Source organism: Bacillus sp. PK3-037, from assembly GCF_054161355.1.
In genome coordinates this window covers 764,658-781,716 of the sequence record NZ_CP096408.1, presented here as the reverse complement: position 1 = coordinate 781,716, position 17,059 = coordinate 764,658, and the positions used below count along the sequence as shown (strand labels likewise).

Below are 17,059 nucleotides of genomic sequence, written 5' to 3'. Positions count from 1 at the left end.
TTCTCTTATCCTTTCGTTCCGCCTGCGGTTAATCCGGACACAAAATTCTTTTGCAGCATGATAAAGATGACGGCAACCGGTATGCTGATGAGCAAGGCACCCGCCGCAAATGTCGTATAGCTTGCTCCCATGACATCATTGACTAAATTGAATAAGCCTACGGGCAATGTATATGATTCCGGTGTTCTCAATATCGTTGATGACAAAACAAAATCTCCGAGCGGGCCGGTAAATCCATTCATCGCAACCACTGCCGCCATCGGTTTTGATAAAGGCAGGATGATCTGCAAAAAGATCCTCGTGCTGCTTGCCCCGTCAATCTTTGCGCTTTCGTCTAAATCAATCGGAATGGAATCCATATATCCTTTCATCAAGTACGTATTCATCGGGATCAGGCCGCCGATATAAAGCAGGATCAGCAGCCAATGGCTATTGACCATTCCTAATATTTGAGCCAGCACAAACAGGGCGATCAAAGCAGAAAACTGAGGGATCATTTGCAGCAATAAAAAGAGCGTTAATGCGTATTTCCTTCCTTTAAACCGAAACCGGGAAAACGCATAAGCCGTAAAGGTCACACAGATCAGTGAGCCAGCCATCGTAAACAGGCTGATTTTTATCGAATTGATATACCACTGCACATATTGAAGGCTTTCTTTGCCCGCAAATAATTCTTTGTAGTGGTCGAACGTCGGATTCTTCGGAATGAGGGATGTACTGATTAAACTGTTGCCGGGATTAAAGCTGGCGCCTGCCGTCCAAAGGAGAGGATACACAATGATGACCGCCATGCAGGCTAGTAACAAGTAAGAGAAAATGAGCCGCATACATTTTCTGACCTTCATATCTGCCAGCATGTCTCAGCCCTCCTCTTTAAAAGACTTCGTCTGTCTGAATTGCCACAATGCAATGGCAATCACAAACACAGACAATAAAATGGTTAAAGCAGCCGCAAGGGAATATTGGCTGGACTGCATCGTCAATTTATAAATCCACGATACGAGGATATCTGTTCCGCCGGCTGTTGATCCCGCAACAGCCGGACCGCCTCCGTTGAAAAGATAAATAATATTGAAGTTATTAAAATTAAATGTGAACTGCGTAATGATAATCGGAGCCATCGCAATGAACACCATCGGGAGCGTGATGTACCTCAGCTTTGAGAAGATGGAAGCACCATCGATTGTCGCCGCTTCATAAAGATCCTCAGGAATCGATTGCAAAACACCCGTTGAAACAAGGAAGATATACGGAAAACCAAGCCAGCCCTGCATGAGGATCAGCGCCAGCCTCGACCAATTCGCATCTGTCATCCACGGAAGCGGATCAATGCCAAAGAAAGCCAAGATGTCATGATTCATTGCGCCGAAGCTATCGTTAAACAAACCGGCAAAAATTAAAATCGTAACAAATCCGGGAACAGCCCATGGCAAAATCAAAATAGTCCGGAAAAACCGTTTAAACCGGATGTCTTTCTGATTCACAATGATCGCCAGCCATATCCCCAGACTGACTTGCAGAGTGGAAGCGCAAAGCGTCCACACCACCGTCCAAGCCAGCACATCAAAAAAGGTAGAGCGCCAAATATCGACAGTAAAAATATCAGTGAATGTTTGAAAACCAACCCAATCTACTAATTTAGCAGGAGGAGAATGATATAAATCATAGTTTGTAAAAGCTAAGGCAAAGCTGAATAAGATGGGAAAGATCACCGTGAAAATTAAAATAAACAGAGAGGGTCCGCTGACGACATATGGATAACCCTGAGCGATGATATTTTGATATTGTTCCTTGAGAGAGCTCAAGGGCCTCTTTTCATCACGGTGTTTTCCGCTTTGATATGCGTCTCGCAAATTCACATAATATACCGCAAGTCCAAAGCATGTCACAATGACAGCGATAATGCCTTCCGCCAGCAGAAACACCGAGTTATCCCGCGGCACCTCTGTTCCCAGCGTAAAGATTCCCCAAAGCCCCATATTCAGCAAATCTCCAAATACCGCAAAAAATGATGCGCCCAAGAGGAGAAACAGGAGGCCTTTGATCCATTGTTTGTTGTAGAATTGACCAAGGCCCGGAATGATTGACAATAACAAAGCGACTTTACGATGCTGCACCGTTTTCACCTCTCTTACAATACAAATCTACTTTTCTCTTTATTTTCCGCCATGCTTTGCCTTCATCTGCCCTTTGGCCGTTTCGGCAGCCTGATCTAAGGCTTTTTTCGGGTCCGCTTTTCCTGTTGCAATCGTTTGTAATGCCGAATCAGCCGGGGTCCATATTTCATTCATTTCCGGTATATTCGGCGTCTGCTCTGAGAAACGGGATTGTTCGGTAACCGCCCGTGCCGCTTCGCTTTTCATAATAGCCGTGTCACTTGCTAATGATTGAACGGCCGGAACTTCTTTCGTTTGTTCATATCGTTTTTTGGCATTCTTTTCATTTGCCAGAAAAACGGCTAACTCCTGCGCCAGCTCTGCATGTTTAGAAAATGCGCTGACATTGTAGCTTTTGACGCCGATAAAGGAGCTCATGTTTTTGCCGTTTTCCAGCTTCGGGAGCTTGGTGATGCCATAATCAATTCCCGCTTTCGAAAAGGCTTCTACATTCCACGGGCCTGAAATAATCGCGGCAGCCTTTCCTTCTGTAAACAGAGATTCGAGTACATTGATTCCCTGCTCTCCGACAATGCCAGCCGGAAATAAGCCGTCTTGATAAAACTTCTGAATCAGCTCAGCACCTTTGACAGCGCCTTCATTATTGATTCCAAGATCAGACGGATCATCGTTTCCGTCCTTATCCTTTCCAAAGATATATCCGCCGTACCCGCCCATGACACTTTGCGCGTAGTAAATTTGATCAAATAAGGCTAAAAATCCAAATTTGCTGCCATCAGCCGTTTTTTTAGAGTAGTCGTACCACTCTTCCAGCGTTTGCGGCAATTCATCCTCTGAGATGAGATCTTTGTTATAAAAAAGCACTGTTGTTTCGACGGCTTTAGGCAAGCCATAAAGCTTCTGATCCACCATTTGAGACTGAATGGATGCGTCTGTGTAGAGCGATTGAACATCCTTTTCGATGTTTAATTCTTTGATTAATCCCTCTGTGACAGCCGTTCCGATCTGGTCACCGGGCATGGTTAACACGTCAGGCCCTGTGCCGGCCGGGCCGTCCATACGCAAATCTTCAATCTGCTGGGCATAAGGTTTTTCAACAACTTTGACCTTTATATCATGCTCTTTTTCAAATTCGGCAACAGCGTCTTTAATGCCGATGCTTTTTTCTTTATCCTCCCACACGACAAGCTCTGAGCCCTTTGAACTTGTTTTTTCGCTGCTGCTTCCCTGCGGTCCGCAGGCGGCTAAAGATAAACTGACAGCCGCGCAGAGCATGACACCGGCGTACTTTTTTACCATTTTCATCAATTGTCACCCTTCCGTATTAAATGAAAGCGCTTTAAAAATAATATAGCATGACTGAGAAAATGTGTAAACAAACTATTTACTCTTACAAGTAAATTTTTTTACCAAACAAAAAATGACTTAGAATACTAAGCCATTTTGAAATGCGATTTAATTCATGCTCTTTCTGACGATTAATTCAGCTCCCAGATATAACGTTTTAACCGTTTTCCGCTTTTCCAGCACTCGCTCAAGCAATAATTCCACAGCGTTTTTACATAGTTCCTTGATATCAATATGAAAGGTCGTCAGCGGCGGAGAGACGTACTTGGCAAAGCTGATGTCATTGATGCTCACGACGCTCACTCTGTTTGGTATCGCGATTCCTTTTTCATTCAGGGCTTGCAGACAGCCGACCGCAATCGGGTCTGCCGCGATAAAAAAGGCGGTCGGAAGCTGATCACCCAATGCTTCAATCGCTTTAGTCATCAGGCGGTAGCCATTTTCGACGGAGAAGCCGCGGTGACATAATATATAGCGCTCGTCCAGCATCCCTTTTTCCTGCATAGAGGATCGGAACGTTTTTTCACGAATATCCATTTCATCTTGATTCGTGTTTGGATTTTTGTACGTGCCGCCAATAAATCCGATATTCTTATGCCCTTTTTCAACTAGGATGTTTACCGTTCTCTTCGTCATTTGCGCTAAGTCCGGCCTTACCGAATCAAAATGGCCGGGATCAGGGGAAGAGTCAATAAAAACGCCGTTCTCTGTCAGATTTCTGAGAAACGCTAGTTCTTTATCAGAAAAGGTGCCCACGGCAATAAAACCTTCTGTATGAGCTGGAATGCATTCAATACCGTCCGTTATTTTATAGGTCGTCATGTCGACATTGAAGGTTTTCGCCAATTTCTCTACTTCTAATCTCATTGTTTTGAAATAGACATCTTCCAGCTCCTCTTGATCTGTCAGCCAATATAAAAAAGCAATGTGTTTCACCAGCGGCCTTACAGTTTTCTTGCGATAATTAAGTTTCTCCGCGGCTTCATATATCTTTTCACGCGTCTCGTCCGGTACAGAAAGGCTCTCATCGTTATTTAAAACACGGGAAACGGTTGAAATCGAAAATCCCGCGGCTTGTGCGATATCTTTTATTGTCGCCATTATATCTGCCTCCATTTTCAACATGCCAGTAGTCGTTTTAGTAAAAGATTTTACTTCCTTTTTCGTAAATGTCAAGCTGTGTCAGCCGCACAATGAAAATAAGACTGAACCATTACAGCTCAGTCTTGGTTGTTTGTATGCACCCAGCTGAATTGCCCGGGAAATGAGTCGGTTATTGCACGTTTTCCTCAAAATATCCCGAAAGGACATCTTCCACATTCGTCAAGTGTGCCAGCATCGCTTCTTCCGCCTTTGCTCCGTCCTGGGCAGCCACGGCATTATAAATCCGTTCATGCTCCTCATAAAGCCGCTGTACCGAGGTCTTCTTGGAAAACAGCCAGATTTTCCGAGTTTCTCTCATCGTTTCCAGCAGCAATGATGATACGTGATTCATCAGATGTTTGAGCAGATCGTTTTGTGAAGCGTCAGCGAGTGCCAAATGAAAGGCGAAGTCTGCTTTTTCGCCTAGCTCCCCGTCTGCTTCAATCTCCCCCATTTCTTTTAACGCCGCATGAATGCTTTGGAGATTCTCTTCTGTCCGTTTTTCGGCAGCTAATGAAGCCACGCCGATTTCAAGCAGCTTTCTGACCTCGAGCAGCTGTTTGACATCTTCTTTTTTCATTAAAAGTGCGGCTGACAGAGGCTGAGAAATTTGATCAGGTTCAAACTCCTTCAAGTAGGTGCCTTCTCCCTGTTTCATTTCGACAAGCCCCATCGCTTTTAATGCGGAAAGCGCTTCGCGCACGGCTGAACGGCTGACTTGAAAACTTTCGGAAAGCGCCTGAACGGAGTCAAGTTTATCCCCCGGCTTCAGTTGGCCGGTTTTGATCATATCTAATAATGCATCCGCTACTTCTTCATATATCTTCTTTGTTTTAATCTGTTTATATTTCAATGCAATTCACCCCGCAACTTGTAGGTCTGGCTGTTTACGATCTATTATACTCCCTTTTGGGCGCCGCCAAAAGATTTAGACAATTTCGTCAAAAAGTCTTGTACTTTGATTTTTTTCAAAATATAATGCTAGGTAACTGGTCTTATTATCTAGTCATCAGATGATCATATCATCTTTAGAAACCGCTTACACATAGCCAGTTATGTTTGAAGGAGGGGTTTGGGATGCAATGGACACAGGCATATACGCCTATAGGGGGAAATTTGCTTTTATCTGCGCTTGCCGCACTTGTACCAATTATTTTCTTTTTCTGGGCACTCGCCATTAAACGAATGAAGGGGTATACGGCGGGAATGTCCACCTTGGGAATCGCGCTGCTGATTGCTGTATTGATTTACGGGATGCCGGCGGAAAAAGCGCTGATGTCCGCTACACAAGGAGCCGTATACGGCATTCTGCCAATCGGCTGGATCATTGTGACGTCTGTTTTTTTGTATAAAATCACTGTAAAAACGGGACAGTTTGATATTATTCGCAGCTCTGTTCTCTCTATTACCGATGACCGCCGGCTTCAGGCGCTGCTGATCGCTTTCTCATTCGGGGCTTTTTTAGAAGGAGCGGCGGGCTTCGGGGCGCCGGTCGCGATTTCGGCCGCACTGCTTGTCGGCCTCGGTTTTAACCCTCTTTATGCGGCGGGGATCTGTTTGATTGCCAATACGGCGCCAGTAGCCTTCGGGGCAATTGGGATTCCGATTACAGCTGTAGAAGGGCCGACAGGGATTCCGGCGATGGAGATTTCTCAAATGGTCGGGCGGCAGCTGCCGTTTTTATCTGTATTTATTCCTCTATATTTAATTATCATTATGAGCGGATTCAGGAAAGCCTTTGAGGTATGGCCGGCGATTCTTGTTTCCGGTGTTTCCTTTGCCGCTGTTCAGTATCTCAGTTCCAACTTTCTGGGGCCGGAGCTGCCGGATGTTTTGTCGGCGCTAGTGTCGATGGCTGCGCTAGCTGTGTTTTTGAAATGGTGGAAGCCGAAGAAGACATTCCGGTTTGCGGGGGAACAGGAATCGGCCGCCGCAATTGAAACGGCAAAACTGCACCCTGATGCACCTGCTTACACCGGCGGGCAGATTTTTAAGGCCTGGTCGCCGTTTCTGCTGCTGACGGTGATGATTTCTGTTTGGGGCATTCCTTCGGTCAAATCCGCGCTGACAGGGCATTACGAAGGCACAGCCGTTGTCTTAAAATGGCTGAATGTGATTGGAGAAAAGCTGACTTTTGCTCCTGGGGTGCCTTTTTTGAACAATCAGATCGTCAATGCTGACGGCACTCCGATTGAAGCGGTTTATAAGCTTGAGGTGCTCGGTTCGGCAGGCACCGCGATTTTAATTGCCGCAGTGCTGTCAAAATTCATCACGTCCATTTCGTGGAAAGAATGGGGAGCTGTTTTTAGCGAAACACTGCAGGAATTGAAGTTTCCGATTTTGACGATCGCCTCGGTCGTTGGTTTTGCATATGTCACCAACTCCTCGGGAATGAGCACGACGCTCGGCATGACGCTGGCGCTGACAGGCTCGATGTTTACCTTCTTTTCGCCGATTCTCGGCTGGCTCGGCGTCTTTATTACCGGCTCGGATACGTCGGCTAACCTGCTGTTTGGAAACCTGCAGAAAGTAACGGCCTTATCGGTCGGAATGGACCCTGTCCTATCGGTCGCGGCCAATTCATCAGGCGGCGTCACCGGCAAAATGATTTCCCCGCAGTCGATCGCGGTCGCGTGTGCGGCAGTCGGACTCGCCGGGAAGGAGTCCGATCTTTTCCGCTTTACGATCAAGCACAGCTTGTTTTTGCTGCTGCTCGTCTGTATCATCACCTTTTTGCAGCACCAGTTTTTCAGCTGGATGATCCCGTAAAAAAATCCTCCCTTACAGGGAGGATTTTATTTGTAGCGTTTTCTTGCTGCCGATGACGGAATGTTCAATTGATCGCGGTATTTCGCCACTGTGCGTCTGGAGATTTGGATGCGGTGCTGTTCATATAACAGGTCGGCAAGCTTTTGATCTGAGAGGGGTTTTGTTTTATCCTCTTGCTGAATCAATGCTTGAAGATGCGTTTTGACCGCATAGTTGGATGCATCGCCATCCCCAGAGGCCTCTGCTTTTCCTGAGAAGAACATTTTCATCTCAACCAATCCGTAAGGCGTTTGTATCGTTTTCCCTTTAATGGCCCGGCTGATGGTTGATTCATGCAGGCCCAGACAATCCGCCACCTCTCTCAGTGTCAGCGGCTTCATGGCGCTCCGCCCTTTCAGGAAAAAATCTTTTTGACGCGCGGTCAGCTCATTTACAATTCTGGTAATCGTCTGCTTCCGTTGCCTCAGCGCGCGGCTCAGCCAGCGCCACTCCTGATATTTCGAAGATAAATAGGAAACCGTATCCTGACAGGCGCCCGACGATAGAAGCGGCCTGTACTGCGGATGCAGCTCAATCTCCGGGAACGAGCGGCTGTTCAGTTCCGCTGTGATCTGGCCGTTTTTAACGATGATGAAAATGTCGGGTTCAATATACATATCCTGCTCCGGACTGGCAAACAGAAGGCCGGGTCTTGGGTGAAGCGCAGCAATTTTATCAGAAATGTCCTGAATCGCGTGAAGCGGGATTCCAGTTTCCTTTGAAAGCGCTTTCCAATTTTTTTGGGCGAATTCATCAAAATGTTCTGAAACAAGCAGTTCTGCCTGTTCATTTCTGTTCGAGAGACGCTGTAATTGCAGCAGAATACACTCTTGAAGAGACCTTGCCCCGATTCCCGCTGGTTCAAGCGACTGTAGCTTTCTCAGAACCGCTTCCGCTTCCTCTGCCGAAACAGACAGGCGCCGGGCTGCCTCCTCCACATCTTCCTCCAGATATCCGTTTGAATCAAGCGAATGTATCAGATAATTAAAAATCTTTTTTTCAGTGTTTGACAGATTCATATCCAGCGACTGCTGTTTGAGGACATCCTGCAGTGTTTTTTGCGGATTGCTTAATTGAAGGCCCGCCTCCTGCCTGCTGATCCTGTTTTTGTTTGTTTTATGGTAAGATAGTGGCGGTGTGTCTGTTTCCTTTCGTTCAATAAGAGGGTTTTCCAGTGAGAGCTCATCAATGTATTCGGCCAGTTCCGCCGAATGATAGCCAAGCAGCGTGATGGCCTGCCGGAGCTCCTGTGTCAGTTGAGGCTTTAGTACTTGTACTTGCTGAAGTTTCATATCCATCTTGCTCACTCCCCTTTCTTCATTGTACATGATTGGGATGACACCGTATACATTTATGAAAAAGGAGCTGCCAAAGAAATGTCTGAACTTTTTTCTGTACCGTATTTTATTGAAAACTTAAAGCAGCATATTGAAATGAACCCGTCTGAGGATAAGATCCACGCAATGAACAGCTACTACCGTTCTGTGGTTTCCACACTTGTGCAGGATCAGCTGACAAAAAACTCAGTTGTCCTCAAGCGGATTCAGCATTTAGATGAAGCCTACAACAAAGTAAAACGCGGAGAATCAAAATAAACCTTCCGCTCACATGTGAGCAGGAAGGTTTTCCTTCTTTGAGGCGTCCCGAATGATTTGAGTGTTTGGCACTCCCTCCATCCAAGTATGATAGTAATTGGCGTTTTTTCCGTAGGAATTATCAATGACCGTGTTTTCTTTTTGAAGAAGAGAGGACAAAATATGGCCGTGCAGTCTTGACGTTTCCACCGATTGGTAACGGCTGAAAAAGCGAATGGCTTTGGTGACGATGTAATCCGAGTATTTTCTCCATATCAATGCGATGGGCAGAGGATTGCCCGCTTTTTTGTTCAGGACGTTCAGCGTTTGGAGAAAAGCGATTGTCCGGCGGTCTGAAGCTGACAGCACTGTACGCCAGTCATAGCTTTCCGCTTGCGCATGTCTTTGAAGCTCATCATTTGCTTCATGATCTGTTCTGATAAATTTCAGCTTTTGGCCGGTCGGCTGCTGTGTCGGAATGATGGGAAACAGCTGGTGGGCCATATCAGGCAATAGCTTGATATGATTGTTTAGAAAGTACGCCTGTGCCGTTGCATAGGAGGCTTTTTCCCTTGTGATGATATGCAGATTTGAATGGGCAGAGAATATGTCAGCCGTCCGTTTTAAGTTGTCTTCATTTTGAAAATAGATGGATTGCGGCAGAATGACGATTTTGTGGTTTGGATAGGTTTGAACGATTTTCTCTCTAAATCCTTGATAGTACGGATATAAATCCCCGAAGTTGCCGCCTCCCTGACAGACGATGATCAGATTCGGATCAAGCTTACGCCCGATTGGGAAATTGTCTGGATTCCAGCGTTTTCTGACCCGAATGGCATTTTCTTTAAAAAAGGCTTCCGTTCCTTTCATAATAAATAGATCCCCTACATTTCCGTATAGAGGATAGTCGGCGTAAATGATTTCGGATTGCTTCGGAATCATTTCGAGCAGCCCGGCCAGTTTTTTCTTCAGGCTGATCATTGAATGCTTGCTGTCCATCTCTTCACCTCTGTTGTTTGGAATAAGTGTGACAACACATCGATTACTCGGTCTTGATCTTCTTCGGTCATATTTGTTCCGGATGGGAGGCAGATTCCCCGCCTGAATAAGTTTTCGCACACACTTTCAGAATCTGTATGGGAATAAAATGCAGATGATATAAACAGAGGCTGGGTATGCAGCGGCTTCCAAAGCGGTCTCGCTTCGATCTGTTCTTCAGCTAGATGCTGAACCACGTCATAAGGAGTCAGCCCGTTATCAAGCGTAAGTGCAGTAAGCCAGCGGTTGGACACGCCTTCTGAGTATTCCGGCATAAAGCAAACGCCATCTATGATGCCAAGCGCTTTTTCGTACCTCGCAAAAATCTCCCGTCTTTTCTCCACCCGCTCATCCAGCACCTCAAGCTGGGCAATGCCGACTCCGGCAAGGATATTGCTCAATCTGTAGTTGTGCCCGATTTCACTGTGCTGATAATGAACAGCTGGATCGCGGGCCTGTGACGCGAGAAATCTTGCTTTTTCAATGGCAGCTTCATCGTCTGACACAAGCATCCCGCCTCCTGAAGTGGTAATGATTTTGTTTCCATTAAATGAATAAACGCCGAAACGGCCGAATGTCCCGCTCTGCTTACCTTTATAGACCGAACCGAGGGATTCAGCCGCATCCTCAATGACCGGCACTCCGTATAAGCCGCACAGGCTTACAATCTCATCCATTTTCGCGCTTTGTCCGTACAGGTTGACGGCAATGACCGCTTTGGGCAGATTTCCATTTCGTTTTGCTTCCTCCAGCGCTCTTTCAAGTGCTTTCGGAGACATATTCCACGTATCTGGCTCAGAATCTATAAAAACAGGCACCGCTTTTTCATATAAAATTGGGTTTGCCGTTGCCACAAATGTAAAGGACGGACAAAACACGGTGTCTCCCGCTTTTACATCCAGCAAACGCAGCGCCAAATGAATCGCGGCGGTGCCTGAGCTGACCGCAGCCGCCCCTTTGGCGCCGACTCGTTCAGCCAATTTTTCTTCAAATGTATTCACAAGCGGCCCAAGCGGCGCAATCCAGTTTGAGCGAAAGGCTTCTGAAATATAGTGCTGCTCCCTGCCGCTCATATGAGGGGCGGATAAGTAGATTTTTTTATGCATGTAACCATCCTTTGCTTTAGGTTTGAATAGAGGAAATCACGCGCGCCGGGGTTCCTGCTGCCGTTACCCCGGCAGGGATGGAGCGGATCACCGCGGAGCCTGCGCCGACAATGCTCCAAGAGCCAATAGTAACCTGCGGAATGACGGAGGCCCCGGTGCCCACATGAGCCCCTTCTTGAACCGCAATACCACCAGAAAGCGTGGCGCGCGGAGAAAGATGTACGAAATCGCCGATCTGATTGTCGTGCTCTGCAATCGCGCCCGTATTGATGATACAATGGGCGCCGATCTGAACATCCGCCTGAATAATCGCACCGGCCATAATAACCGATCCTTCCCCGATGACAGCCGATTTGCTGATGATGGCTGACGGGTGGATTAATGTGATGAAATCTTCTTTGTATAACCCCAGCCGCTCCGCCAGCTGTTTTCTGACGCTGTTGTTTCCAATTGCAATCACAAACATAACGTCAGGGATCAGCTTGCGCAATTCAGGAATTGCTTCCGAGGGGCCTGTGTACAGCTCTTTCCCGGCATCAAATGTGCTGAATTTATCGTCCAGTACCGCAGCTAAGCGCGTGTCTGAACGGGCGCTTATGAGTTCTCTGATCACCTTTCCGTGACCGCCGTCTCCCACAATGGCCACATTTCTCATGAGGACACATCTCCGCTTCCTGTGAAGCGTTCTGCGGTCACATGATTGGTTTGCTGAATCCCTTCTGACACAAGAACTTTGCGTACCGTCAGACATAAAATTTTCAAATCGAGCAAGAATGAACGGTTGTCAACGTACCAAACATCCAGTTCAAATTTCTTTTCCCAGGAAATCGCGTTTCTGCCGTTGACCTGCGCCCAGCCTGTAATACCGGGTTTCACCTCATGGCGCCGTGCCTGCTGTTTCGTATAAAGCGGCAGATAGTCCATCAGCAGCGGCCGGGGACCGACGAGGCTGAGGTCTCCTTTCAAAACGTTCAGAAGCTGCGGCAGCTCATCAATGCTCAGCTTTCTGATCAGCCTGCCTGTTTTCGTAAGCCTGACTGCATCCGGCAGCAGGTTTCCCTCACTGTCCCGTTCATCCGTCATCGTTCTGAATTTATAAAGGGTGAACGGCTTCCCATGCAGGCCGGGCCGTACTTGTTTAAAAAAGACAGGCGATCCTATTTTCAGCCTGACTACAGCGATAGTGAATAGAATAATGACACCCGTGCAGCACAATAAAACAATAGCGGCCGTCAGATCAAAAAGACGTTTCAGGATCAAATATTTACAGCTCCTTTCGTTTTTCTAAACCGTTTCAGCACCAGCTGTCGTTCCTCTTTCGTACAAACAAACATAAAAGCGAAAACCGCATAGCAGCAGCTGACGGCAGCACCTGCGGCAATCAGTGATGTCCAGCTTTCAATGGTGATACATAACTGGATGGCCTCACAAACCGCCCAAGCAAATAAAGCGGCAAAGACCGGACCGAACATGCCTGTAAAGAACACATGCTTTTTGTAGCCGGTAATACGTGATACATAAAGCGGCGTAAAAATGACATTTTTCAGCACAAGCGAAATCGCCCCGGCCAGCGTAATACCGTAAAGCCCAAGATGCGCCGGCCCGCTTAATGTGACCGCCAGCACAACATTCACTGCGCCTAACAGCAGGGTGACGAGCGCCGGTGTTTTTTGTTGATTAAAGGCGGTCCATATATAAAACAGCGGCATAAAGGCAAGACTGATCCCCAAATATCCGGCGTGAATATATAAAAGCGGCGCTACAGAGGAAAAGGGCGGTCCAAGCCAGATCGTCAGAAAAGGCCCGGCCAAACCTCCCAATAATGCAGCCGGAAGCGCAAGCAAAAGCCCGTTCAGTCTCACTGCCTGATTGGCGTACTTGACCAAGCCGTCCATATCGCCTTTTGAATAATAAGAAGTAATGACAGGCGCAAATAGAGATGCGACTGTTCCCGCCAAACTGCGCAGCAGCAGCGGAAACTGGATAATCGCCGCGTATTTTCCCGCTTCAGATGCACCGAGCACCAAGTTGGCGGTTAATAGGTCGATCTGCAAAAAAAGCAGCACGCCGATCTGATTGACTGAGTTCCAGGTTCCTGCCTGAAACAGTTCCTTGCTTATGCGGTATGACAAGTCTTTCAGCCTAAATGAAAACCATGGAATCAGTTTTCTGAAAAAGCAGAAAGACAGAATAGACGCTATGACCGCACCGGCTAAAGCGGCAAGCTGAATCTGCCAGATTTTTGGCGTAAAGCATGCAAACAGCGCCAGCACACACAGCACGCGGATGAGCATTTGCACCGCCTGAATCGAACTGGTGATATACAGCCGGTTGGCATAAAACGGTGCCGCCCCAAACCCCGCCATCAAAAATGTTAAAAGAAACAGCAGACTCCCAATCAAAATTGACAGACGAACATCAGCCAAAAGATCCTGAGGGACATTCATAACGCGGTCAATAAAAAAAGCCGCACTTACAAGAGGCAGCAGAAGCAGCAATGAAATCAAAACAGATGCAGCCAAATAATTGCTGATATACGCATTTGCTTTTTCCTGCTCTCCCCTGTGGGCTGCGACAGAAAAAAAACGCACAACAACGGAGCTGAGCGCCACCGTGATAATGGAAAAATAATTAATCACATTTTGCGTTAAATTCACAAAGCCAAAAGCCTCGACACCGAGCGTCTTGACAATAAAAGGCGTCATCCAGACAGACAGAAATACGGACAGAAGAAAAGCTGTGAGATTGGCGCTGAAGTTAATGGTGAATTTCATGCCTGTTTTGCACTGCCTTTCATGGTTCCGCGTGTCTCAAAAAACAGCTTGATGAGAAAGATCAGCCGCCATTTGCACAGTCCTAAGACCAATCGCTCGCCTCTGCCTAATTTCTCATGCCGGAACGGTGTGTGTCTGACAGCCTGCCGAACCATGTCATAGGATAAAATCTGTCTGATCTGTTTTTTGATGTCTTTCGGCGGCTGCGGTGAGGCACAGGCGTTTGCCAGAAGCATCGGAAGCTGGTGCTTGCAAATGTACACATCTAAATCTTCTTTGCACACAGCCGCTAAGCCGCACTGATTGTAGAATGCGAGTTTGGCTTGATATTGTTTTTTGATATTTTCATCCATCGCAGGCTTATAAGGGCGTTCCGTCAGGCTGTTCGGATTTTCACGGTATATATACAAGCCTTCATCCAGCATTTTTACCCGCTCGGCTTCATAAAAAGCAGATAAATTAAAGGGTGAATCTTCAGCAAAACGGATGTCTTCATCAAACCGCAGGTTCACCCTCTCCAAAAGCTCACGGCGATACACATATCGCCATACATACCAGATAAATCTCGTTTCGTGGGCACGCTGGAGCTGTTCAGCTATATCCGCTTTTGTCAGCATACGGCCTGTTTCGAGCTGCGGCGGTACGTATACCCGCCTGTCTTCGGACTGTTTATAAAATCCGCAACCGGCGATATCGAGCCGGTGCTGCTCCGCTTCTTGTGCAAGCCTTTGAAACATGGCGGGAGAGACATAATCGTCTCCGTCTACAAACCCGATATACGTGCCGCGCGCCGCTTTGATTCCCGCGTTTCGAGCCGAACTCAAGCCGCCATTTTTTTTATGAATGACTTGAACTCTTGCATCCCGTTTCGCGTATGCCGCTGCCATCTCACCAGATCGATCGGGTGTTCCATCATTAACAAGGATGATTTCTATATCAGAAAGCGTTTGGGCAAGCAGTGAATTGATGCATTCTTCAATGAATGGTTCAACGTTATACATTGGGACAATAATGCTGACGAGCGGTGTCATTGTGCTTCACCGCTGATTTTCTCCCGCAGCCCTTTAAAATACATATCCCGCGGAAAGCCGGCACGGTTTGTTTCTTTTGTCAGCAGCTCTTTCACTGCGGCTGTCACAATTTCCGGCTCCGGCTGTTCAATCAGCTTCATGGCTGGAATATCTTTCAGCCATTGGTAGCCTTCCATGACTTTGTGATCAAAAGACCGGATCACTACACACGGCGTTCCTGTCAGCGCACAAAAAATCATGCCGTGCAGCCTGTCAGTGACAACGGCTTCAGCACTTTGCAGCTTAGACCAAAGCGATTCCAGCTCCTGTTCCCGTGTGCCGCGGCTGACCCGGCGCCCGATCGTTGTCGTAAAAGCTTTGATCTCGCCAAATTCATCAAAAAGAGCGGCCTTCACGCGGTTTCTCTGATCTTCCTGAAGCACGCTTTCCTGATCCTCGCGCAAACACATATACACCCCTTCGCGTTCCGCAGGGGTGCTGCTTCTATCTAAATACAGCACCATATCAGGCTGCTTCAGAATCTTTTTTTCTTTAAAATGCCGCTTCATAAATTGATACGTCGTTTCATCACGCGCCATCAGCAATAAACCGGGGTGCGCGTTATAAATTTTCCGCGCCCGTTTCAGCTCTCTTCGTCCCTTTTTCGTATCAGAAAAATGAACGGTTGCCGGTAGCTGGACGATTTGATAATCATGAAACGTTTTAATGATAAAGCGGCGCGTCCACTCTTCATACCGGTATAAATCCCCCATGTTTCCGCCGCCGATGATAAAGACCATATCCTCCGGGTGGCGGGAGCGGATCAGCGCTTTTGCTGATTTGTATATGTCCTTCATATCGACCTCAACGATTTCAAAATCGGAGTATTCCTGCTCAAGAAACGCTTTGCTGGCATAAGCAATGGCATGGTCCCCCAAATTGTCATGGGAAGGCAGCAGGGTCAGTATGATTTTCTTCTTATGTGCGGCAGCCTTTACCGGCTGATCGGCCGCACCCAGCCAAAATTGGGACGGGTACTTGACCTTTAGCAGCAGCCATTCTGCAAGGTTGATTTTCAATGAATGTAACGACATGTCTTCACCCTCTGATTTTCATTTTGTACTCGATCACTCGCTGATACACGGCGGACGCCATAGCAACGAACGGAACCATTCTGTATTTCGCCATCAGCAGCAGGCATGACCGTTTTGCGTCAAAAGGCGCTGTCCCCGTTTTCGACAGACTGCCTTGAAACACCGGATCAGCGCAAATCACGCCGACCGTTTTGAGCCTTTCCAAAAGACGCCGGCTGCCGCTTGTTTTCCATTCGTTCAAGAGACAGATGGTCCCATGGAGAACGATAAAGAAATCAAGCTCCTTTCGGTACTCCTCCAGCTTGTTGTTCTCCTGTAAGAACCCTGCGTTCGCCTGATACAGCGCCAGTCCTGATTCAAACAGTTTTTTCTGATAACCCTGCACGATGGAGGAAAGGTGAATTCGATAATGGTAGAGAGGCGCTTTTACATAGGAAACCGAGCGGGCGAAAAAGTGTGCCCTGAAGCTGAAAAACTGATCCTCGACATGCTCCAGCTCACCTCTGAGCGGGAACGAAAGCCGGTGTGCGTCAATCATGCTTCTTCGGTACAGTTTATTCCATGAAAATCCCCTGACCTTCCCTTCGAATAACGCCTTGATATAGGACTCCTTCGGCTGATCCTGATAGGTTTCCGCAATGTCTGAGACAACGGTTTTTTCAGTATCCTCAAACTCCGCGGCATAGTTGCAAATGACCAGATCGGTTTCCTCCGATGCTGCCTGAACCATTTGCAAGCAATAATCAGGCTCGATCCAATCGTCTGAATCAATAAAAGCCACAAATTCGCCGCGGGCCGCCTCGATCCCTTTGTTCCGGACCGCACCGAGCCCTTGGTTTTCCTGGTGAATGACTCTGAATCGTTTATCCTTTTCTGCATATTCCTCCGCGATGTCCGGGCTGGCGTCTGCCGAACCGTCATTGACGATGATGATTTCAATATTGTCCAATGTCTGGTTCTTTAAAGATTCAAGGCAGTTTCTGATATAGGTTTCTGTATTATAAACAGCGACTAACAGACTAACCGCAGGTGTTTCCATAATGACCGG

At 47.3% G+C, this 17,059-nt stretch carries 16 protein-coding genes; 2 read left to right on the top strand and 14 right to left on the bottom strand.

All coding sequences use genetic code 11. The features are described 5' to 3' along the window. Positions 1-5: 5 nt before the first annotated feature. The 5 genes from ganQ to lutR all read right to left on the bottom strand — a co-directional run bounded on the left by ganQ (position 6) and on the right by lutR (position 5,460). Positions 6-857, bottom strand: coding sequence for an arabinogalactan oligomer ABC transporter permease GanQ (gene ganQ / locus M1D69_RS04015; RefSeq protein ID WP_458104492.1), 852 nt, complete (start codon positions 855-857; stop codon positions 6-8). 3 nt (positions 858-860) lie between these two features. Continuing rightward, positions 861-2,117: an arabinogalactan oligomer ABC transporter permease GanP gene (gene ganP / locus M1D69_RS04010; RefSeq protein ID WP_458104493.1), complete on the bottom strand. Its 1,257-nt coding sequence runs from the start codon at positions 2,115-2,117 to the stop codon at positions 861-863. 39 nt (positions 2,118-2,156) lie between these two features. Continuing rightward, positions 2,157-3,422 (bottom strand): sugar ABC transporter substrate-binding protein, encoded by a 1,266-nt coding sequence (locus M1D69_RS04005; protein ID WP_458104494.1) that lies wholly within the window; start codon positions 3,420-3,422, stop codon positions 2,157-2,159. A 150-nt stretch (positions 3,423-3,572) separates the two neighbouring features. Beyond that, positions 3,573-4,565, bottom strand: coding sequence for a LacI family DNA-binding transcriptional regulator (locus tag M1D69_RS04000; protein WP_458104495.1), 993 nt, complete (start codon positions 4,563-4,565; stop codon positions 3,573-3,575). A gap of 172 nt (positions 4,566-4,737) precedes the next feature. Beyond that, positions 4,738-5,460, bottom strand: coding sequence for an L-lactate utilization/bacilysin biosynthesis transcriptional regulator LutR (lutR, locus tag M1D69_RS03995; protein WP_044159187.1), 723 nt, complete (start codon positions 5,458-5,460; stop codon positions 4,738-4,740). A 224-nt stretch (positions 5,461-5,684) separates the two neighbouring features. On the opposite strand from lutR, the gene lutP reads away from it, so the two are divergent. Then, on the top strand, positions 5,685-7,376 hold the full coding sequence (gene lutP, locus M1D69_RS03990; protein WP_458104496.1) for an L-lactate permease LutP: 1,692 nt from the start codon (positions 5,685-5,687) through the stop codon (positions 7,374-7,376). A gap of 26 nt (positions 7,377-7,402) precedes the next feature. Here lutP and rpoN read toward each other — a convergent pair whose 3' ends face one another. Further along, complete coding sequence (gene rpoN / locus M1D69_RS03985; RefSeq protein ID WP_458104497.1) at positions 7,403-8,713, bottom strand: RNA polymerase factor sigma-54; 1,311 nt, start codon at positions 8,711-8,713, stop codon at positions 7,403-7,405. A 78-nt stretch (positions 8,714-8,791) separates the two neighbouring features. Here rpoN and yvfG point away from each other — a divergent pair, with 78 nt between their 5' ends. Then, a complete protein-coding gene (gene yvfG, locus M1D69_RS03980) occupies positions 8,792-9,010 on the top strand; it encodes a protein YvfG (protein ID WP_024122922.1) in 219 nt (72 codons plus the stop codon). Between the two features lie 9 nt (positions 9,011-9,019). Here yvfG and M1D69_RS03975 read toward each other — a convergent pair whose 3' ends face one another. Genes M1D69_RS03975 through M1D69_RS03940 form a run of 8 tightly spaced genes read right to left on the bottom strand, consistent with a single transcriptional unit; the run spans position 9,020 to position 17,050 of the window. Continuing rightward, positions 9,020-9,988: a polysaccharide pyruvyl transferase family protein gene (locus M1D69_RS03975; protein WP_458104498.1), complete on the bottom strand. Its 969-nt coding sequence runs from the start codon at positions 9,986-9,988 to the stop codon at positions 9,020-9,022. Continuing rightward, positions 9,967-11,133, bottom strand: coding sequence for a DegT/DnrJ/EryC1/StrS family aminotransferase (locus M1D69_RS03970; protein ID WP_458104499.1), 1,167 nt, complete (start codon positions 11,131-11,133; stop codon positions 9,967-9,969). The genes M1D69_RS03975 and M1D69_RS03970 overlap by 22 nt, the downstream gene beginning before the upstream one ends. 16 nt (positions 11,134-11,149) lie before the next feature. Next, positions 11,150-11,788 carry an acetyltransferase gene (locus M1D69_RS03965; RefSeq protein WP_458104500.1) on the bottom strand — a complete coding sequence of 213 codons (639 nt, stop codon included), beginning with the start codon at positions 11,786-11,788 and terminating at the stop codon, positions 11,150-11,152. Beyond that, on the bottom strand, positions 11,785-12,393 hold the full coding sequence (locus M1D69_RS03960; RefSeq protein WP_095712972.1) for a sugar transferase: 609 nt from the start codon (positions 12,391-12,393) through the stop codon (positions 11,785-11,787). Before M1D69_RS03960 ends, M1D69_RS03965 begins: the two co-directional genes overlap by 4 nt. Then, a complete protein-coding gene (locus M1D69_RS03955) occupies positions 12,390-13,907 on the bottom strand; it encodes an MATE family efflux transporter (RefSeq protein ID WP_202647701.1) in 1,518 nt (505 codons plus the stop codon). The genes M1D69_RS03960 and M1D69_RS03955 overlap by 4 nt, the downstream gene beginning before the upstream one ends. Continuing rightward, positions 13,904-14,938: a glycosyltransferase gene (locus M1D69_RS03950; protein WP_458104501.1), complete on the bottom strand. Its 1,035-nt coding sequence runs from the start codon at positions 14,936-14,938 to the stop codon at positions 13,904-13,906. Before M1D69_RS03950 ends, M1D69_RS03955 begins: the two co-directional genes overlap by 4 nt. Continuing rightward, positions 14,935-16,011: a polysaccharide pyruvyl transferase family protein gene (locus M1D69_RS03945; protein WP_202647703.1), complete on the bottom strand. Its 1,077-nt coding sequence runs from the start codon at positions 16,009-16,011 to the stop codon at positions 14,935-14,937. The genes M1D69_RS03950 and M1D69_RS03945 overlap by 4 nt, the downstream gene beginning before the upstream one ends. 4 nt (positions 16,012-16,015) lie before the next feature. Next, positions 16,016-17,050, bottom strand: a complete 1,035-nt coding sequence (locus tag M1D69_RS03940) for a glycosyltransferase family 2 protein (protein WP_202647704.1) — start codon at positions 17,048-17,050, stop codon at positions 16,016-16,018. Positions 17,051-17,059 lie beyond the last annotated feature (9 nt).

Coding starts and splice junctions, on each gene's coding strand:
- ganQ (WP_458104492.1), bottom strand. CDS start 857: ATGCTGGCAGATATGAAGGTCAGAAAATGTATGCGGCTCATTTTCTCT.
- M1D69_RS04005 (WP_458104494.1), bottom strand. CDS start 3,422: ATGAAAATGGTAAAAAAGTACGCCGGTGTCATGCTCTGCGCGGCTGTC.
- M1D69_RS04000 (WP_458104495.1), bottom strand. CDS start 4,565: ATGGCGACAATAAAAGATATCGCACAAGCCGCGGGATTTTCGATTTCA.
- lutP (WP_458104496.1), top strand. CDS start 5,685: ATGCAATGGACACAGGCATATACGCCTATAGGGGGAAATTTGCTTTTA.
- rpoN (WP_458104497.1), bottom strand. CDS start 8,713: ATGGATATGAAACTTCAGCAAGTACAAGTACTAAAGCCTCAACTGACA.
- yvfG (WP_024122922.1), top strand. CDS start 8,792: ATGTCTGAACTTTTTTCTGTACCGTATTTTATTGAAAACTTAAAGCAG.
- M1D69_RS03975 (WP_458104498.1), bottom strand. CDS start 9,988: ATGGACAGCAAGCATTCAATGATCAGCCTGAAGAAAAAACTGGCCGGG.
- M1D69_RS03970 (WP_458104499.1), bottom strand. CDS start 11,133: ATGCATAAAAAAATCTACTTATCCGCCCCTCATATGAGCGGCAGGGAG.
- M1D69_RS03965 (WP_458104500.1), bottom strand. CDS start 11,788: ATGAGAAATGTGGCCATTGTGGGAGACGGCGGTCACGGAAAGGTGATC.
- M1D69_RS03955 (WP_202647701.1), bottom strand. CDS start 13,907: ATGAAATTCACCATTAACTTCAGCGCCAATCTCACAGCTTTTCTTCTG.
- M1D69_RS03950 (WP_458104501.1), bottom strand. CDS start 14,938: ATGACACCGCTCGTCAGCATTATTGTCCCAATGTATAACGTTGAACCA.
- M1D69_RS03945 (WP_202647703.1), bottom strand. CDS start 16,011: ATGTCGTTACATTCATTGAAAATCAACCTTGCAGAATGGCTGCTGCTA.
- M1D69_RS03940 (WP_202647704.1), bottom strand. CDS start 17,050: ATGGAAACACCTGCGGTTAGTCTGTTAGTCGCTGTTTATAATACAGAA.